We start from the raw sequence: 16,385 nt of genomic DNA on the forward strand, positions 1-16,385 counted from the left end.
TGGTGCCACCGAAGCCGAAGCTGTTGCTCATGACCAGGTCAAGCTTCGCATCTTCACGCGTCTTGAGCAGGATCGGCATGTCGGCAACTACCGGGTCCAGTTCGTCGATGTTCGCCGAGCCTGCGATGAAGTTGTTTTCCATCATCAGCAGGCAATAGATCGCTTCGTGAACACCGGCGGCACCCAGCGAGTGGCCCGACAGGCTCTTGGTGGAGCTGATCGCCGGAGCTTTGGCGCCGAATACTTCGCGCACGCCTTCCATTTCCTTGGCGTCGCCGACCGGAGTCGAGGTGCCGTGGGTGTTGATGTAGTCAATGTAGCCGGAGTTGATATCACCCAGGGCCATCTGCATGCAGCGAATTGCACCTTCACCGCTTGGCGCAACCATGTCGTAGCCGTCGGATGTAGCACCGTAGCCGACGATTTCAGCATAGATTTTCGCGCCGCGTGCCAGAGCGTGTTCCAGCTCTTCGACAACGACCATGCCGCCGCCACCGGCAATGACGAAACCGTCACGCTTGGCGTCGTAAGCGCGGGAGGCTTTTTCCGGCGTCTCGTTGTACTGAGTTGACAGTGCGCCCATTGCGTCGAACAGGAACGACTGGCTCCAGTGCTCTTCTTCGCCGCCACCGGCAAAGACGATGTCCTGTTTACCCAGCTGGATCTGCTCGACAGCGTTGCCGATGCAGTGAGCGCTGGTGGCGCAGGCGGACGAAATGGAGTAGTTCACGCCCTTGATCTTGAACGGCGTGGCCAGGCAGGCCGAAACGGTACTGCCCATGGTCCGCGTGACACGGTAAGGACCGACGCGCTTGACGCCTTTTTCGCGCAGGGTATCCAGCGCTTCCATCTGGTTAAAGGTCGATGCGCCGCCGCTGCCAGCGATCAGGCCGGTACGCACGTTGGAAACCTGTTCCTCGGTAAGACCCGAATCAGTGATTGCGTCTTTCATCGCCAGGTAGGCATAAGCTGCCGCATGACCGACGAAGCGAAAGATCTTGCGATCGATCAGTTCTTCCAGATTCAGGTCGATGGAGCCGGAAACCTGGCTGCGCAGACCCATTTCGGCATATTCCGGGTTGAAGCGGATGCCAGGGCGGTTAGCACGCAGGTTAGCGGTGACGGTCTCTTTGTCATTGCCCAAGCAGGAAACAATACCCAGACCAGTGATAACGACGCGGCGCATGCGAGTACCCTTAGAAATTTTCAGTGGAAGTAAACACGCCGACCCGAAGGCCTTCGGCGGTATAGATTTCACGACCGTCGACACTCACTGAGCCGTCGGCGATGGCCAGGTTCAGTTTGCCTTTCAGGACGCGCTTGATATGAATGTTGTAGGTGACTTTTTTGGCGGTAGGCAGCACCTGACCGAAAAACTTCACCTCGCCCGAGCCCAGGGCGCGGCCACGGCCGGGGTTGCCCTGCCAGCCAAGATAGAAACCAACTAGTTGCCACATGGCGTCAAGGCCCAGGCATCCAGGCATCACCGGATCACCTTCAAAGTGGCAGGCAAAAAACCACAGGTCCGGTTTGATATCCAGTTCGGCGACCAATTCACCCTTGCTGAACTTGCCACCTTCGTCGCTGATGTGTGTGATGCGATCGACCATCAGCATGTTGGGGGCGGGCAGTTGCGCATTACCTGGGCCGAACAGCTCGCCACGACTGCAGCGCAGCAGGTCTTCCCGGGTAAAGGCGTGTTGTTTGGTCATGCGAGCTCCTCAATAATCTCGTGCGGCAGGTTGTGGCGTCACTGGCTAGAACGCTGGTCCTGTCGTACCAATTCGCCAGGACCCTGTCCGGCAGCCTACTCATAGACTGTTGCGTTGTAATGAAAGTCACAGCTCAGGTGGAAATCAAGGTACATCTGTTCACTGAATTTTGTCATTCAGCCGATTTTGCTGGCTGATTTGCGTGCCAAGACTGCCGCAATTTAACATTTATCGCCAGTCACAGGTGCGTCAAAGGGCAGCCAGCGGTGTAAAATCTGCTGTAAATCAGCGTGTTTGAAAGGTTTAGCCAGGTAATCATCCATACCTGCCTGTAAACACGCGTCCCGATCACCCTGCAGTGCATTGGCAGTCAGGGCAATGATTGGGATTCGTTCCAGACCGGAAAGTTGCCTTATTCGACGTGTGGCTTCATAGCCGTCCATGACCGGCAGTCGGCAATCCATAAGAATCAGTGCGTGATTTCCCGCACTTGCCTTCATCACCGCTTCAGCGCCGTCCACCGCCACGTCGACTTCGCAACCCAGATTACGCAACATGGCCTGCACCACGGTGCGGTTCACCGGGTTGTCCTCGACCAGCAATATGCTGCGCTCCTTGCCATGTGCATCGAGTACCGACAGCGGCTTGGCGATATCCACCGAAACATCGCGTGAAACGGGCAGGGGGATCTGCAGCGTGAACACAGAACCCGAACCCTCCTGGCTCTCGGCACGCAATGTGCCGCCCATGCGTTCGGCAAGGGTACGGGCAATCGGCAGTCCCAACCCCGTGCCGCCGTAGCGCCTGGAAATCGAGCTGTCGGCCTGTTTGAACGCATCGAACATCGACTCCAGTCGCTCGGCGTCGATACCAATGCCGCTGTCATGCACTGCACAGGTAAAGTGCAGCTGGTCATTGTCGAGCATCGCCCATTGGGCGACAACGCTGACCTTGCCTTGCTCGGTAAATTTAAGTGCGTTGCCGATCAGATTCACCAGGATCTGCCTGATACGGGTCGGGTCGCCTGTGACGGTCACTGTTTCCAGCCCGGGCTGAATATGCAGTTCCAGTAGCAGCTCGCGTTGCAGCGCGCTGTGGTTGAACGCGTGGGTCGAGGCACTGACCAGTTCGGCCAGATTGAACGCTATGCCTTCCATTTGCAGGGCATCGCGTTCAATGCGGGAAAAATCGAGGATGTCGTTGATGACCCGTAGCAGATGCTCGGTTGACTCGGTCGCCAGCGTCGCATACTCGCTTTGCTCAGCGGTCATGCGCGTGGTCTCCATCAGTTGTAGCATGCCCAGCACGCCGTTCATGGGGGTGCGCAACTCGTGACTCATCATTGCCAGAAAATCCGACTTGGCACGGTTGGCCTGTTCGGCTTCCTCACGTGTCTGGATCAACTGCGCCACCGAGCGCTGCTGTTCAAGGCTGGTGCGGTGCAGGTTCTCTGCCAGATTGTTGATGTGCCGCGCCAGTGCGCCTAACTCGGCATCGTCGCTGACCGGCAGGGGCACATGGTAGTCGCCCTGCTGAATCGCCTTGAGGGCTTCGCCCATTTCCTTGACGGGTCTTGACAGGCTCAAGGCCAGGCCGCGGGCCAGCAAAAAAGCGAACAGCAACGCGCCCAGCGCCAGAACACCGGCCTTGAGCAATATTTCCTGTTGCCGTCGACTGAAGGCTTCATTGGACATCCCGACCAATACTCGTCCCAGATAGCTCTGCGACGTATTTTCAGGTGCCTGGCGATTGCCTTTGGGCGACGTGGCGTGGTGACTGTTAGCCTTTGCGCGCTGTGGGTAGACAGAGGCCTGGAATATTTCCATCTGCCGTACCAGCTGCTCGTTTTCGCGGGGCTGATCTATGTAGATCATGGCCGTATTGGAGCTGTCCTGAATCTCTACATAGCGAACGCTGGGCATGGACAGGGTGGCGCGCATCAACGCCTTCAACCCGTTGATATCGCCTGTCGCCACACCCGGTTCGACGGCCATGGCCAATTGATTGGCGATGAGCTGCCCGGTGTGATTGAGCTCCTGACGCAAGTCCTGAATACGCACGAAGGTGAAAAAACTGATCAGCAGAGCCGTCAACAACAGGGCAGGGCCCAGGCTGATGATCTGAGTGCGGGTATTGATATCCCAGTGCCGAAATTTCATCGGCTGCGTGCCTTGCGCGCAATGCTTTGCGCTGGTGACTCGATTGATGCGTCCATACCTGTTCGCCCGTTGGTCGCGACCCGGTCCGGCTGTGCAGCGCAGTGCCGGGTGTCTCGATAATTCATGCTGTGCACGCATGTTAACCGAGATAGCGCGCGTTTCCAGCGAACTTGTTGTCGCATGCCGCCCTGCATGCTCGACAGATCAGCTTTGTTGCTGGCCGATACCGCGGCGCTCCGTATAATGCTGGCATCGCCACTTGAATGGCTCTGGATGGATAGTTTTATGACCACACAGCAACCAGTCGCGGTTCTTGGTGGTGGCAGCTTCGGCACTGCCATTGCAAATCTGCTGGCCGAGAACGGCCATCAGGTTCTCCAGTGGATGCGTGATCCGGAGCAGGCGCAGGCGATTCGCGTCAACCGTGAGAACCCCCGTTACCTCAAGGGCATCAAGGTTCGGCCCGAAGTCGAGCCGGTAACCGACATCACCGCCACGCTTGAGGCCTGCGAGCTGATTTTCGTCGCTCTGCCTTCAAGCGCACTGCGCGCGGTACTCTCGCCCCATGTCGAGCGCCTGAACGGCAAGATGCTGGTCAGCCTGACCAAAGGTATTGAAGCGCAGAGCTTCAAATTGATGAGCCAGATCCTCGAAGAGATCGTTCCCCAGGCGCGTATCGGCGTATTGTCCGGACCCAACCTGGCCCGGGAGATCGCCGAGCATGCGTTGACCGCCACCGTGGTTGCCAGCGAAGACGAGGCGCTGTGTCAGCAGGTCCAGGCCGCGCTGCATGGTCGTACTTTTCGGGTCTATGCCAGCAACGACCGGTTTGGTGTAGAGCTGGGTGGGGCATTGAAGAACGTCTACGCAATTATCGCTGGCATGGCCGTAGCGCTGGACATGGGCGAAAACACCAAGAGCATGCTGATCACCCGGGCGCTGGCCGAAATGACCCGTTTTGCGGTCAGTCAGGGTGCCAACCCGATGACCTTTCTCGGCCTGGCCGGGGTGGGCGATCTGATCGTCACCTGTTCTTCACCCAAAAGTCGCAATTATCAGGTCGGGTTTGCGCTGGGCCAGGGGCTGACGCTGGAGGAGGCGGTCACTCGTCTGGGCGAAGTAGCCGAGGGCGTGAACACGCTCAAGGTGCTCAAGGTCAAAGCGCAGGAGGTTCAGGTCTATATGCCGTTGGTCGCCGGGCTGCATGCGATTCTTTTTGAAGGCCGTACGCTCAGTCAGGTCATCGAGGCGTTGATGCGTGCCGAGCCCAAGACGGACGTCGATTTCATTTCGATTACCGGCTTTAATTGAACTCATTCCGATCAGGGAGAACGTCTTGAACGAGTCGAAAATCCAGCATAACGAATCGATCCTGCTGCGCATTCTATGGATGCTGCTGTTTCTGGGTGTATGGCACGTTGCACAGATCATTCTGGCGGGCGTAGTGCTGGTTCAATTGGTTTATCGCCTTATCTATGGCGCACCGAATGGCGGCCTGATGAATTTCGGCGACAGTGTCAGCCAGTACCTGGCCCAGATTGGTCGTTTCGGGACGTTTCACAGCGACCATAAGCCCTGGCCCTTCGCCGACTGGCCAGCGCCGCGCGCCCCTGAAGGCGAGGCGGCTCATCATGTTCCGCCAGCGCCGCATCCGGTGCGTGACGAAGAGCCAAAACTGTGAAGGTCTGGGTATTGCGTCACGGCGAAGCGCAGTCGCGGGCGCGCAGTGATGCCGAACGCGAGCTTACGGCACACGGGCGTGAAGAAGTGCTCAAAAGTGCAGTGCACCTGAGTGACAAGTCGGTGCAGCGGATCATCGCCAGCCCCTATGTTCGTGCACAGCAGACTGCCGAGCTGGTACGTCAGTCGCTGGGGTTCAATGACCCGGTCGTGACGGTGCCCTGGCTGACGCCGGACAGCAGCCCGCGTGAGGTGTTGCTCCAGCTGGACAAGCTGGGCGTCGATGAAGTGCTGCTGGTCAGTCATCAACCCTTGGTGGGCGAATTGATCGGCGTGCTGGCTCACGGCAGTCCGCAGCAGGCCGAGCCTATGAGTACCGCCAGTCTGGCCGAGCTGGAAGGCGAGTTCGTGCTGGCTGGCGCAATGCAGCTCAACAGCGTTCGACACGTTTGAAACGGTCTGTTCGAGTAATGAACCACCGCGAACGCGGCCCACTTTGAAAAAGGATTTAACATGAGTGTATGGCGTCAGGCTCCTGATATCGAAGCCCTTATGGCGGCTCAGAAAAACACTATTGGCGAGGTGCTGGATATCCGCTTCGAATCGTTCACGGACGATTCCCTGACGGCCAGCATGGTCGTCGATCAGCGTACCCATCAGCCTTTCGGGCTGCTGCATGGCGGTGCATCCGTGGTGCTGGCCGAGTCTCTGGGGTCGATGGCCAGCTACCTGATTGTCGACCCGAGCAAGTATTTCTGCGTCGGGCTCGAGGTCAACGCCAACCATCTGCGCGGCGTGCGTACCGGACGTGTAACCGGTGTTGTACGTCCCGTGCACATCGGCCGCACCACCCATGTATGGGACATCCGCATCAGCACCGAAGAAGGCAAGCTCAGCTGCATATCGCGTCTGACCGTGGCGGTTGTGCCACATGGCCAGGAGCCACCAATCAGTTGAGTGTTTTCAGCTATTAAGAACGGTTTTTCAGGTCTGGATTGAGTGTTGTAGTCAGGCGGCGTTTCTCTTAGTGTCTGGGTGTTCCCTGGAGGGAACATTCATTCCCAGGAGGATTGATAATGACTGAAGAAAAGGCAGTGCCGCCTGGAGAAACTCCTCCGGCTGAAAGCTCGCTTGCTCCTGAACTACCACCTTTGCCCGACAAACCGTCTGTGTCTGCAAACCAAACGCCTACAGGAACTTCACCGCCCGCTGCAGCTTCGCCGTCTCCCGAAAAACTCCCGCTCCCACTCCCAGAGTTGAACCTGGAAAAGCGCTTGAAGCAGGTTTATGCGGATCAGATCATGACGTCTGCCGAGTTCATGGCACTGCGCGATGATGCGGACGTGCTGTTCGACAAGCTGAAGGTCCAGTTTCCCGACAATGGTACCCTCGCGCTGTTCCAGCCTTTGTCGGATGTTGCGGTACAAGCCATGCAGCTCGGTATTCTGGAGTTCAAGAAAGGCAAACCCTCCGCTGAAGCCAAGGCCCTCGCCAAGCAGTCGTTTGGTTTCCAGGTTGCGTACATCAAAGCTTGCCTGGACCGTTTCACTCAGGCGCTGTAGGCATTCACGTCGCTCCGGCCGTTGTGATGGCCGGAGTGCCATCTGCGATGGCAGTTCCAGTCATTGCTGTTGCTTGAAGCGGCTGCGCACAATTGCGACTCGTACGGCCGTTGGAAGTATCGGTATGTCGCAACCCGTGTTCTTCGCTCACGCCAACGGTTTTCCATCGGCTACCTATGGAAAGCTGTTCTGCGCGTTGGCACCGGAATATGCCGTCACGCACCTTGATCAGCATGCTCACGACCCGCGTTTTCCGGTGGATGACAACTGGCTGAACCTGGTCGATGAGCTGATCCATCACCTGCGTGAGCAGCCCGGCCCGGTATGGGGTGTGGGGCACTCGCTGGGTGGGGTTCTGCACCTGCATGCCGCGCTGCGCTGTCCGCAACTTTATCGTGGCGTGGTGATGCTGGATTCGCCGGTGCTGGGTCTGGCTGATCAGTTGTTCATCCGCGCAGCCAAACGGCTGGGCTTCATTGACCGCATCACGCCAGCGGGCCGCACACTGGGCCGTCGTGAGGCATTTGCCGATCTGGACGCAGCCCGCACCTATTTTGCCAGCAAGACCCTGTTTCGCCGTTTCGATCCCGATTGCCTGACCGCTTACCTTGAACACGGCCTGCAGCAGGATGGCGAGCAGTTGCGTCTGCGCTTTGACCCGGCGACGGAAATCAGTATTTACCGCAGCATTCCTCACACCAGCCAGGTACCGTCGCGGCAGCTCAAGGTACCGCTGGCCATGGTGCGTGGCCAACACAGCCGGGTGATCATGCCTCATCATGGTTACCTTGCCCGACGCATGCGCGAAGGCGAATACCTGTCCATGCCCGGAGGGCACATGTTTTCACTTGAACGACCGGACGAAACGGCGTTGCTGCTCAAGACGCTGTTTGCACGCTGGAATGCCCGCAGTGCCTCCAGGGCCAGTGCATGACGCTTGCGGTGGAGGAAGTGCGCCTGAGCCTGGGGCATATCGAGCTGGCGGCTCATCTGTACGGCCCCGAGGACGGTCAGCCGCTTATCGCGCTGCACGGCTGGCTCGACAACGCCAACAGTTTCGCCCGGCTCGCACCACGTCTTGAGGGGTTACGGGTGGTGGCGCTGGACCTGGCGGGGCACGGTCATTCTGATCACCGACCAGCAGGCTCGTCCTATGCACTGGCTGATTATGCATTCGACGTGCTGCGCGTCGCCGAGCAACTTGGCTGGCAGCGCTTTGCCCTGCTGGGGCACTCGCTGGGCGCGATTATTTCTGTGTTGCTGGCAAGCTCGCTACCCGAGCGGGTCACGCGCCTGGCGCTGATCGACGGTCTGCTGCCATTAACGGGCAAGGCCGAATCCGCCGCCGAGCGAATGGGTGCCGCCATGCAGGCGCAACTCGAACTGGCGAACAAGAAAAAACCGGTTTATCAGGATCAGGATCGAGCCATTCAGGCGCGGATGAAAGGCGTGGTGGCGGTCAGTCGCGAGGCGGCTGAGCTGCTGGCTCAGCGGGGTTTGATGCCGGTGCCGGGTGGTTACACCTGGCGCAGCGACAGCCGCCTGACCTTGCCCTCCGCAATACGCTTCACGGATCAACAGGCCATGGCGTTCGTTCACGGCATTCGTTGCCCGACGCAATTGGTGGTTGCCTCCGATGGTATGCTGGCGCAAAGGCAGGAGCTGTTGTCAGCGCTGCCTTTTGACGTCGAACGGCTGGTCGGCGGGCATCATTTGCACCTGAACGATGAGCAGGGAGCATATTCTGTTGCACACTGTATCAATCGCTTTTTCGCTGCTTCTTGACTTGAGACCGGCAACTGCCGACGCTGAGCGGGTTGAAACAGGAGTCAACCGTGATGGATCAATCCGCAGCCTCTCACGACCGCCTTGTCGGCGATCTTTTTTATTCTCGCCCCCTGCTTGCCTGCCGATGAGAGCACTCATGCGTTTATCAAGTGTTCCCGTTGCGGCGTTGTGCATGTCGCTGTTCAGCGCTGTCCTTTTCGCTGCCGATGCGCCGGGCAGTCGTGATCTGGAGATTTTGCCCCGTCTGACCGATACCGAAATCGTAGACTATCGTCCTGCCGCCGAGCTTGAGCGTGTCTATCCGATGGGCTCGATCCGCAAGATCAGCGGTCAGTTGCGTTTCGACGGCCAGATCAGTGCACGCGGCACTCTGACGTCGGTTACCTATCAACTACCTGCCGAACATGCATCCGACGACGCCTTTACCGCCGCTCGTGAAGCCTTGCAGCAGCAGGGTGCAGAATTGCTGTTCTGGTGTCAGGCGCGTGATTGCGGAGAAAGCAGTCTGTGGGCCAACGAGGTGTTCGGCAATGCCAAGCTGTATGGCGCGGACGACCGGCAGGCCTACCTGCTGTTGCGTCTGGCCGAGCCCCGGAGCGAAACCCTCGTCGCGTTATACAGCATCACCCGCGGCAACCGTAGGGCTTACTTGCATGTCGAGCAGTTTGAATCCGCCGCGCCGCTGGGCGAACTGCTGCCAACCTCGGCCACGTTGCTGCGCCAACTGAAAAGCACGGGCAAGCTGGAACTGCCCAAGCTGGGTGGCGAGCCACAGGAAGCCTGGGTCACGCTGATTTTCCGCGGTCTGAATCTGGACAGCACGCTGCGCGCAACCGTCTCCGGCCCCAGTGCAAGTGCATGGCGCGACGCTCTGGTGGCCAAGGGCGTGCGCGCTGCGCGTCTGGAAGCGGGCGCTGCCGATAGCCAGGGGCTGGTGATCGAGGTCATCCGCTAACCCTGATGCGTAAGGTTATGGCGAACAATGGCTGACGTCAGCCTTGTTCAGCCTTATGCTCGTGACCTCCGAGCCTATTCGTGGATGCCGCATGTTCAACAATGATCGTTTACTGGTGCAGATTCTGCTGCTCGCGCTATTCGGTGCCTGCCTCTGGGTGATGGCACCTTTCTGGTCGGCACTGATCTGGGGTGCGGTGCTGGCGTTTGCCAGCTGGCCGCTGATGCGTTTGCTGACCCGCTGGTTCAAGGGCCGTGAGTCGTTGGCCGCGCTGGTGATGTGCCTGTGCTGGATGCTGCTGGTCGCGGCGCCGCTGGTATGGCTGGGCTTTAATCTCGCCGACCATGTGCGTGACGCTACAGGCCTGATCAAGGATATTCAGGTCGACGGCTTGCCCGATCCACCGCAATGGCTGGCGGGTATTCCGCTGGTGGGCGAACGACTGGTAGCGCTGTGGACCACCATCGATCAGCAAGGCGCGGCGTTCATGGCGACGCTCAAACCGCATCTGGGTCAGGTCGGTAACTGGGTGCTGGCACGCAGTGCGCAGATTGGCAGCGGGATTCTGGAACTGACCCTGAGCATCGTCTTCGCCTTCTTCTTTTACAGGGACGGTCCGCGCCTGGCCGCATTCGTGCTCAGCCTGCTGGAGCGTCTGATCGGTGATCGCGCCCAGTATTATCTGGATCTGGTCGCTGGCACGGTGCAACGCGTGGTCAACGGGGTCATTGGTACGGCAGCGGCCCAGGCGGTACTGGCGGTACTGGCGCTGATCGGCTTCCTGATCGCGGGCATTCCCGGCGCGTTGGTGCTGGGTATTCTGACTTTTCTGTTCAGTCTGATTCCGATGGGCCCGCCCCTGGTCTGGCTGCCTGCCACTGCCTGGCTGGTCTGGCAGGGCGAGTACGGCATGGCGATATTTCTGGGCATCTGGGGGATGTTCATCATCAGTGGCGTGGACAACGTGCTCAAGCCATACCTGATCAGCAGAGGCGGCAATCTGCCGCTGGTGATTGTCTTGTTGGGTGTGTTCGGCGGATTGCTGGCGTTCGGCTTCATCGGCCTGTTCATCGGCCCGACGCTGCTGGCAGTCGCTTACAGCCTGCTGACCGACTGGGTCGGCAGCGAGCGTGCCCGCAGCAGCCGCTGACGGCGAAAGTTTCCGCCGCACCAGGACGGGCGGCGGAGCCTCGCTTTACGCAGCGGTGTTCAGGTACTTACCGACTGGCTTACTGCTCTGGGTGTCATATTTTTCGCTGAGTGCGGCGATCATCTTGTTCAAGGCCTGAGTCGCAATCTGGTTGGTGTTGCCCTGATCAATGGTGTTGTCACTCTGTTTCAACGCGACCGACAACTCGGAGGCGCTGATACTGTCGTTGCTATCGCTGTCGAGGGTACTGAACAGGCTGGCGCCGTCAGTGCTGCCGGAGGTGCTCATTTGCGCAGGCGGCATACCGGCAGGAGGCTGTTGCGGTTGCATACCGGCGACCAGCTCTTCAAGGCTGACTGTGCCGTCTTCGTCAGTGTCCAGTGCATCGAACACCTGGTTGCTGTTCGCCGTGCTGCCCGCATTGCTCAGGCCGGTGGTCAGCTCGTCGCTGCTGATCGCGCCATCGCCATCGCTGTCCAGCGAGCCAAGCAGGTCTTCTGCCTGCTCATCGACCGATTGCATGGGCGGCGGCGGTGGCGGCGTCATGGCGGCCAGTTCATCGGCATCCAGGCTGTCGTCGTCATTGCTGTCCAGATCGCTGAACGCCTTGCTCAGGCTGACAGTAATGCCGTCCTTGCTGTCAGACGACAGGGCTGAACTCAGCTCATCCTTGCCGATGCTGCCGTCGCCATCGGTGTCCAGTTTTGCCAGCAACTCTTCCTGAAACTTCTTGCTGTTGGTGCTGGCGGTTGCGCTGGTCAAACTGGTGTAACTGGAGAAACTGCTGCTTATCCCGTTGATCATTGGTCTCACTCCCCTGAGATGAATGTGTCCGGTAGCGGTGTACCGGCTTTTGCAGCCTCGGGGCGTCAGTTGTCCTGGAGATTTAAGCTTTGTACGCGGCGTGATACAGAATGTGTCAGAGGCGCGGCAGGTTCAGTATCGCGGTCAGGCCGCCACCCGGTGTTTGCGCAAGCGTCAGCTCGCCGCCGATTCTTCGCGCAGCCTCACGGGCGATGCTCATGCCCATGCCCATGCCGATGCCGCCGGAGTTGCGGTTGCGCGAACCTTCCAGGCGATAGAACGGCTCAAACACCGCTTCGTGAAATTCAGGGGCAATGCCCGGTCCGTGATCAACCACCGATATGCGTACACGTTCAGCGCTGTCCTCGATCACGATATTGACGCTACCGGCATAGCGAAGCGCGTTATCGACCAGGTTCTGCAGGCACGAGCGCAGTGCCATCGGTTGTGTTCTGAGCGGCTTGCACTGGCCTTGGTACTGCACATCGTCGCCATTGTCCTGCGCATTCTCGGCCTGGGATTCGATCAGCGCCTGCAGGTCGAACTGCTGCAACGCTTCGCTGCGCCGATGTTCATTGAGGTAGGCAAGCGTGGCGTCGAGCATGCTGATCATGTCGTTGAGGTCCTGAGTCATCTGGCCATGCAGCCTTGGCTCTTCGATCTGTTCAACACGCAGTTTGAGCCGCGAAAGGGGCGTGCGCAGGTCATGGGATACCGCAGCCAGCATGCGCCCGCGCTGCTGCATCTGTTCGCGGATCTTGCGCTGCATGAGGTTGAAGGTCTGCGCAGCCTGGCGTGCTTCCTGCGGGCCGCTTATTTCAAGGGGCGGGCTGTCCAGGTCTTCACTGAGGCGCTCGGCGGCCTCGCTCAGGCGCTGTACCGGGCGGCTCAGTGCCTTGGTGCCATACCATGCAGCAACAATGAGCGTGACGAACTGAAAGAACAGCAGCACCAGCGGGCCACCCGGTGGCGGTCGATGACGTCGCCCTTGATCATCCTGCGAATGCTGCGCGTCTGGGCGGTTATCAGGTGGAGGGCGCATGCCGTATTGGGTGAACCAGATGAAAGCCAGTAAATGCGCCAGCAGAATAGCCAGCAATGTGCCCCCGAAAAGGCGCGCAAACAGCGTGTCGAACCGGCGGATCAACCCAGCTCCCTGGCATCGAACAAATAGCCTTCACCGCGCACAGTCTTGATCAACTGCGGGTTCTTTGGATCGTCGCCGAGCTTCTGACGCAAACGCGAGACCAGCAAATCGATGCTGCGGTCGAACGCCTCGATCGATCGGCCCCGGGCGGCGTCCAGCAACTGTTCACGGCTCGCACCCGGTGCGGCCGTTCGAGAAATACGCGCAGCAGACGGAACTCGGCGTTGGACAGCGGCACCACCAGACCGTCGGCGGCTGTCAATTGACGCAGCACGCTGTTCAGCCGCCAGGCGTCAAAGCGAATGGTGGTGCGCTGATCGCTGCGTTCGTCGCGGACCCGGCGCAGAATGGTCTGGATACGCGCGACCAGCTCGCGCGGCTCGAACGGCTTGGCCATGTAATCGTCGGCACCCAGTTCCAGACCGATGATCCGGTCAGTCGGTTCGCAGCGTGCGGTCAGCATCAGAATCGGGATGTCCGAGGTGCTGCGCAGCCAGCGGCACAGCGACAGGCCGTCTTCACCGGGCAGCATCAGGTCGAGCACCACCACGTCGAAGGTTTCCTCGGTCAATGCCTGACGCATCTGCGTGCCATCGGTGACGCCACGAGCGTTGATATTGAAGCGCGTCAGGTAATCGCAGAGCAGTTCGCGAATGGCCACATCGTCATCGACAATCAGCGCGCGAACGCTCCAGCGCTGATCGGTCGATGTGGCATCCAGGGGGGTGTCGGGAAGTGCTTGCATAGTGCTTCTGTCGCCTGCGTGTGCCGCCGTTGTCTGGCCGCTGTTGAAGATCAACGCTGCTCCTCATGCTACTTCGCCGGGAGTTGCGGCGGAAGGGTGACGTGATCGAATGTCGGGGGCATTTCAGAAATGTATCCGGCCTGATACAAAAAACTGTCGAACGTGCTTTCCGGCTCGGCCCTGCTACTGGTAGTTCTGACAGTATCCCGTCTCCGGTAACTGCCGTTTAATCAGCTGGAGCACAGGCCCGGATGGCCTGTGGTCTGAAAGAGAAGCGCTCATCGAGAGAGCTTTTCACCCATCAATCCGCCGCAGGGCTCCTGTGAAGGGAGGGGGCGGCAATCGGTAGCAAAGGAGTGCTGATTATGGTCGGTTCGAAAACAACACTGACACCTGAACAAAGCAAGACGGCTCGCATCGCGTACCGGCTGGCGCGCAGTCAGCGCGGTATGGACCTCAAGGCAGACCTCGCAGTGGCGCGAGTGGCCAACGTCATGGACCCGACGGACGGGACGTTGAACAAGGACGTTTTGCTCGGTACGTCGCTGGACGTTACTCTCGCTCAGTGGGCACAGTTGGTCACTGACGATGGCGAATCCGATACCTTTTTCATCGATTGGGCAGTGGGTGAAGTACCGGCTGACGACGGATTCGTGGAAGTGTTCACAGATAAGGTCACTGCGCCAGTGGCCGTTGGCACCTTTCCGAAGTCGATCAACATTCCGCTGACCGCCCTTTCGCCTGGATTCCCCAAACCGGCAGACGGTGTTTACAGTCTTCGCTATCGGATCAGGCAGCCGAACGACCAGGAGACTGTCAGCCCGCTGCTCAAGCTGATCGTCGATACCACGCCGCCCGGCGGGCATGTTGAGCCCGGGCAGATGAGTCTGAACACAGATCAGTTGACCCAGGCGTTTCTGGATGACAATCCGGGCGGTATTGTCGGCACGTTGCCTGACTACGACGACTGGAAACCCGGCGACAAGGTAGCGTTCTATTGGGTTGGCACTCCGTTTCCCGACGAGCCCGCAGATCTGCCGGCTCCTGTCGATGTCGTTGACGTGGCCAGCGCGACGGGTAATAAGGTGACATTCCCGGTTGATATAATTGGCGACTCCAAGGATGAGGCCTACTACGTCGCTTACTTTCTGGTGGACAAAGCGACCAACCGCAGTCCGCTTTCCAACTACAAGCGCATAGAAGTAGCGTTGGGTCTGCTGCCCGACAATCTGAAGGACCCGCTGGTGCCACTGGCGCTGCCTCCGGAAAATCTGATCAACCTGCCTGACGCACGAATGGGCGTCGAGGTGCTGATCGAGTCGTTCGATAACTGGAAGCCTACCGATCGTATCGAGGTTACCTGGGGTACAGCAGTACTGCGGCCTGAGGAAATGGGCGACGTCCCGCAGTTTCCGTTTTCGGTCAGGGTTCCTGATCCGGTGTTGCGTGATCAGTACGTTCAAGCGACTGGCGGTGATCAGCCGACTACAGTGAGTTATCGAGTTCTGCGTGGCGTTGTTCCGTCCGAAGTGAAAAGCATTAGTGTCAATGTCAATTTCTCCACTATCGGGCCTGATCCCGTTCCCGTTCCCGTTCCCGTTCCTGATCCTGACTGGCCTGATCCAATCAACGATCAGTTGTTACCGGCCGAGGTCTACGGCGAAGTTTCCAACGAGCTGAATGTCCTGAAGCCGTCGGACGATAAGAAGGATGCCAGTGTCAGATTCAAACTTTATGACCCACTTCTACCGGACGAAGTTGTAGATTTCTACTGGGGCGCAAGCCATGTGCCTGAGGTGCAATACACCGTGGCAGTCACTGATGCGGCCGGAGACGAGCGCGAGGTCAAAATACCCTGGAGTTATATCGAATCTGAAGGTAATCGCCCTGATTTTCCGGTTCATTACAGCATTCGTGCCGCCGACTCAGAGAATACGCAACAATCGCCGGATACGCGGGTCGACGTGAATGCTGTGGTCATCATTCCCGATGCCCCGGTTTTTGAAGGCACCAGTACAAGCGGCTGGCTGAATTGCAACTCGCTCTATAAGGATCCTGCCAATCCATCCTCAGGAGAGCCGGGTGTGCGGGTGGTCGTTCCTGATCTTTCGAACTATCTGGCGGCAGGCGATACCGTCACTCTGTACTGGAACGCTTTCCCGCCGGCTCCAGACGATACGCCTATTTCAGGTACCGAAAAGACCGAAGATATTGTGTTGGGGGTCGATTATCCAGTCACGGGCTTTACCTGGCTGGTCACGCCATACGCGGCACACACTCTGCCCACTTATGACCCTAGTGGTCATGGCACAAACGGGCGCGGGAAGATCAAGTATTCGTTCATTCTGAAGGGCTCCACCGTTACCTCACTGGAAACCATTGCCAAGGTGGGTATGTACGATGCAAATGGATCGTGTCCTATCGTGTAGGGGTCTTTAAAGACGGATCACAGGCAGAAGGTGCCTGCGATCCTCTGCGCGCCGTGCTTTCAGTTATTGCGCCGGCCCAGGTTGCTCCCAAACAGTTTAATGAAGCTGTGCGTATGGGGGCATTTTGCCTACGCTTACCGGTACCTCCCCGTAAATTAACGACTGGCAGAGCCTCAATACAAGAACCTCCCTACATTTACATAGGAAACGTCCTACAGAGCATTCAGTTTGATCCCTGAACCGCCCCGGGTTTC

General features: G+C 58.8%; 15 protein-coding genes and 1 pseudogene. 10 read left to right on the top strand and 6 right to left on the bottom strand.

All coding sequences use genetic code 11. From position 1 onward, the window contains the following. From fabB to ALO64_RS11845, 3 genes are all read right to left on the bottom strand, one after another. Nucleotides 1-1,186, bottom strand: a 1,186-nt coding sequence (gene fabB / locus ALO64_RS11835) for a beta-ketoacyl-ACP synthase I (protein ID WP_054991720.1), incomplete at its 3' end; no start/stop codon positions are given. Nucleotides 1,187-1,196: 10 nt separating this feature from the next. Next, the gene (gene fabA / locus ALO64_RS11840; RefSeq protein ID WP_044343265.1) at nt 1,197-1,712 is read right to left on the bottom strand and encodes a 3-hydroxyacyl-[acyl-carrier-protein] dehydratase FabA; all 516 of its coding nucleotides are present in this window, start codon (nt 1,710-1,712) and stop codon (nt 1,197-1,199) included. Nucleotides 1,713-1,933: 221 nt separating this feature from the next. Next, nucleotides 1,934-3,871: an ATP-binding protein gene (locus ALO64_RS11845; protein ID WP_044343264.1), complete on the bottom strand. Its 1,938-nt coding sequence runs from the start codon at nt 3,869-3,871 to the stop codon at nt 1,934-1,936. Nucleotides 3,872-4,156: 285 nt separating this feature from the next. On the opposite strand from ALO64_RS11845, the gene ALO64_RS11850 reads away from it, so the two are divergent. The 9 genes from ALO64_RS11850 (at nt 4,157) to ALO64_RS11890 (ending at nt 11,006) form a co-directional block, all read left to right on the top strand. Beyond that, nucleotides 4,157-5,182 (top strand): NAD(P)H-dependent glycerol-3-phosphate dehydrogenase, encoded by a 1,026-nt coding sequence (locus ALO64_RS11850; protein ID WP_002552991.1) that lies wholly within the window; start codon nt 4,157-4,159, stop codon nt 5,180-5,182. Nucleotides 5,183-5,207: 25 nt separating this feature from the next. After that, nucleotides 5,208-5,552: a DUF4389 domain-containing protein gene (locus tag ALO64_RS11855; RefSeq protein WP_004658921.1), complete on the top strand. Its 345-nt coding sequence runs from the start codon at nt 5,208-5,210 to the stop codon at nt 5,550-5,552. Then, nucleotides 5,549-6,004, top strand: a complete 456-nt coding sequence (gene sixA, locus ALO64_RS11860) for a phosphohistidine phosphatase SixA (protein ID WP_004658919.1) — start codon at nt 5,549-5,551, stop codon at nt 6,002-6,004. Before ALO64_RS11855 ends, sixA begins: the two co-directional genes overlap by 4 nt. Nucleotides 6,005-6,064: 60 nt before the next feature. Next, nucleotides 6,065-6,508 (top strand): hotdog fold thioesterase, encoded by a 444-nt coding sequence (locus tag ALO64_RS11865; protein ID WP_044321816.1) that lies wholly within the window; start codon nt 6,065-6,067, stop codon nt 6,506-6,508. Nucleotides 6,509-6,627: 119 nt separating this feature from the next. Next, nucleotides 6,628-7,113, top strand: a complete 486-nt coding sequence (locus tag ALO64_RS25680; RefSeq protein WP_169788676.1) for a hypothetical protein — start codon at nt 6,628-6,630, stop codon at nt 7,111-7,113. Between the two features lie 124 nt (nt 7,114-7,237). Then, complete coding sequence (locus ALO64_RS11875; RefSeq protein ID WP_044343262.1) at nt 7,238-8,047, top strand: alpha/beta fold hydrolase; 810 nt, start codon at nt 7,238-7,240, stop codon at nt 8,045-8,047. Further along, complete coding sequence (locus ALO64_RS11880) at nt 8,044-8,898, top strand: alpha/beta fold hydrolase (RefSeq protein ID WP_044343261.1); 855 nt, start codon at nt 8,044-8,046, stop codon at nt 8,896-8,898. Before ALO64_RS11875 ends, ALO64_RS11880 begins: the two co-directional genes overlap by 4 nt. A gap of 139 nt (nt 8,899-9,037) precedes the next feature. Further along, nucleotides 9,038-9,856 (top strand): DUF4892 domain-containing protein, encoded by an 819-nt coding sequence (locus ALO64_RS11885; RefSeq protein ID WP_044343260.1) that lies wholly within the window; start codon nt 9,038-9,040, stop codon nt 9,854-9,856. A 91-nt stretch (nt 9,857-9,947) separates the two neighbouring features. Continuing rightward, nucleotides 9,948-11,006 (top strand): AI-2E family transporter, encoded by a 1,059-nt coding sequence (locus tag ALO64_RS11890; RefSeq protein WP_044343259.1) that lies wholly within the window; start codon nt 9,948-9,950, stop codon nt 11,004-11,006. A 45-nt stretch (nt 11,007-11,051) separates the two neighbouring features. Here the strand turns inward: ALO64_RS11890 and xopAW are convergent, their stop codons facing one another. The 3 genes and pseudogenes from xopAW to ALO64_RS11905 all read right to left on the bottom strand — a co-directional run bounded on the left by xopAW (nt 11,052) and on the right by ALO64_RS11905 (nt 13,702). After that, nucleotides 11,052-11,810: an EF-hand domain-containing protein gene (gene xopAW, locus ALO64_RS11895; RefSeq protein WP_044343258.1), complete on the bottom strand. Its 759-nt coding sequence runs from the start codon at nt 11,808-11,810 to the stop codon at nt 11,052-11,054. A 115-nt stretch (nt 11,811-11,925) separates the two neighbouring features. Then, nucleotides 11,926-12,957 (bottom strand): sensor histidine kinase, encoded by a 1,032-nt coding sequence (locus tag ALO64_RS11900; protein WP_054991721.1) that lies wholly within the window; start codon nt 12,955-12,957, stop codon nt 11,926-11,928. Continuing rightward, nucleotides 12,954-13,702: pseudogene (locus tag ALO64_RS11905) on the bottom strand (response regulator). Before ALO64_RS11905 ends, ALO64_RS11900 begins: the two are co-directional and overlap by 4 nt. A gap of 365 nt (nt 13,703-14,067) precedes the next feature. On the opposite strand from ALO64_RS11905, the gene ALO64_RS11910 reads away from it, so the two are divergent. Next, nucleotides 14,068-16,131, top strand: a complete 2,064-nt coding sequence (locus ALO64_RS11910) for a hypothetical protein (protein ID WP_044343256.1) — start codon at nt 14,068-14,070, stop codon at nt 16,129-16,131. The last annotated feature ends 254 nt before the right edge of the window (nt 16,132-16,385 follow it).

Origin of the sequence: Pseudomonas meliae (genome assembly GCF_001400515.1) — a bacterium.
Lineage (GTDB): Bacteria > Pseudomonadota > Gammaproteobacteria > Pseudomonadales > Pseudomonadaceae > Aquipseudomonas > Aquipseudomonas amygdali.

Coding starts and splice junctions, on each gene's coding strand:
- fabA (WP_044343265.1), bottom strand. CDS start 1,712: ATGACCAAACAACACGCCTTTACCCGGGAAGACCTGCTGCGCTGCAGT.
- ALO64_RS11845 (WP_044343264.1), bottom strand. CDS start 3,871: ATGAAATTTCGGCACTGGGATATCAATACCCGCACTCAGATCATCAGC.
- ALO64_RS11850 (WP_002552991.1), top strand. CDS start 4,157: ATGACCACACAGCAACCAGTCGCGGTTCTTGGTGGTGGCAGCTTCGGC.
- ALO64_RS11865 (WP_044321816.1), top strand. CDS start 6,065: ATGAGTGTATGGCGTCAGGCTCCTGATATCGAAGCCCTTATGGCGGCT.
- ALO64_RS25680 (WP_169788676.1), top strand. CDS start 6,628: ATGACTGAAGAAAAGGCAGTGCCGCCTGGAGAAACTCCTCCGGCTGAA.
- ALO64_RS11875 (WP_044343262.1), top strand. CDS start 7,238: ATGTCGCAACCCGTGTTCTTCGCTCACGCCAACGGTTTTCCATCGGCT.
- ALO64_RS11880 (WP_044343261.1), top strand. CDS start 8,044: ATGACGCTTGCGGTGGAGGAAGTGCGCCTGAGCCTGGGGCATATCGAG.
- ALO64_RS11885 (WP_044343260.1), top strand. CDS start 9,038: ATGCGTTTATCAAGTGTTCCCGTTGCGGCGTTGTGCATGTCGCTGTTC.
- ALO64_RS11890 (WP_044343259.1), top strand. CDS start 9,948: ATGTTCAACAATGATCGTTTACTGGTGCAGATTCTGCTGCTCGCGCTA.
- xopAW (WP_044343258.1), bottom strand. CDS start 11,810: ATGATCAACGGGATAAGCAGCAGTTTCTCCAGTTACACCAGTTTGACC.
- ALO64_RS11910 (WP_044343256.1), top strand. CDS start 14,068: ATGGTCGGTTCGAAAACAACACTGACACCTGAACAAAGCAAGACGGCT.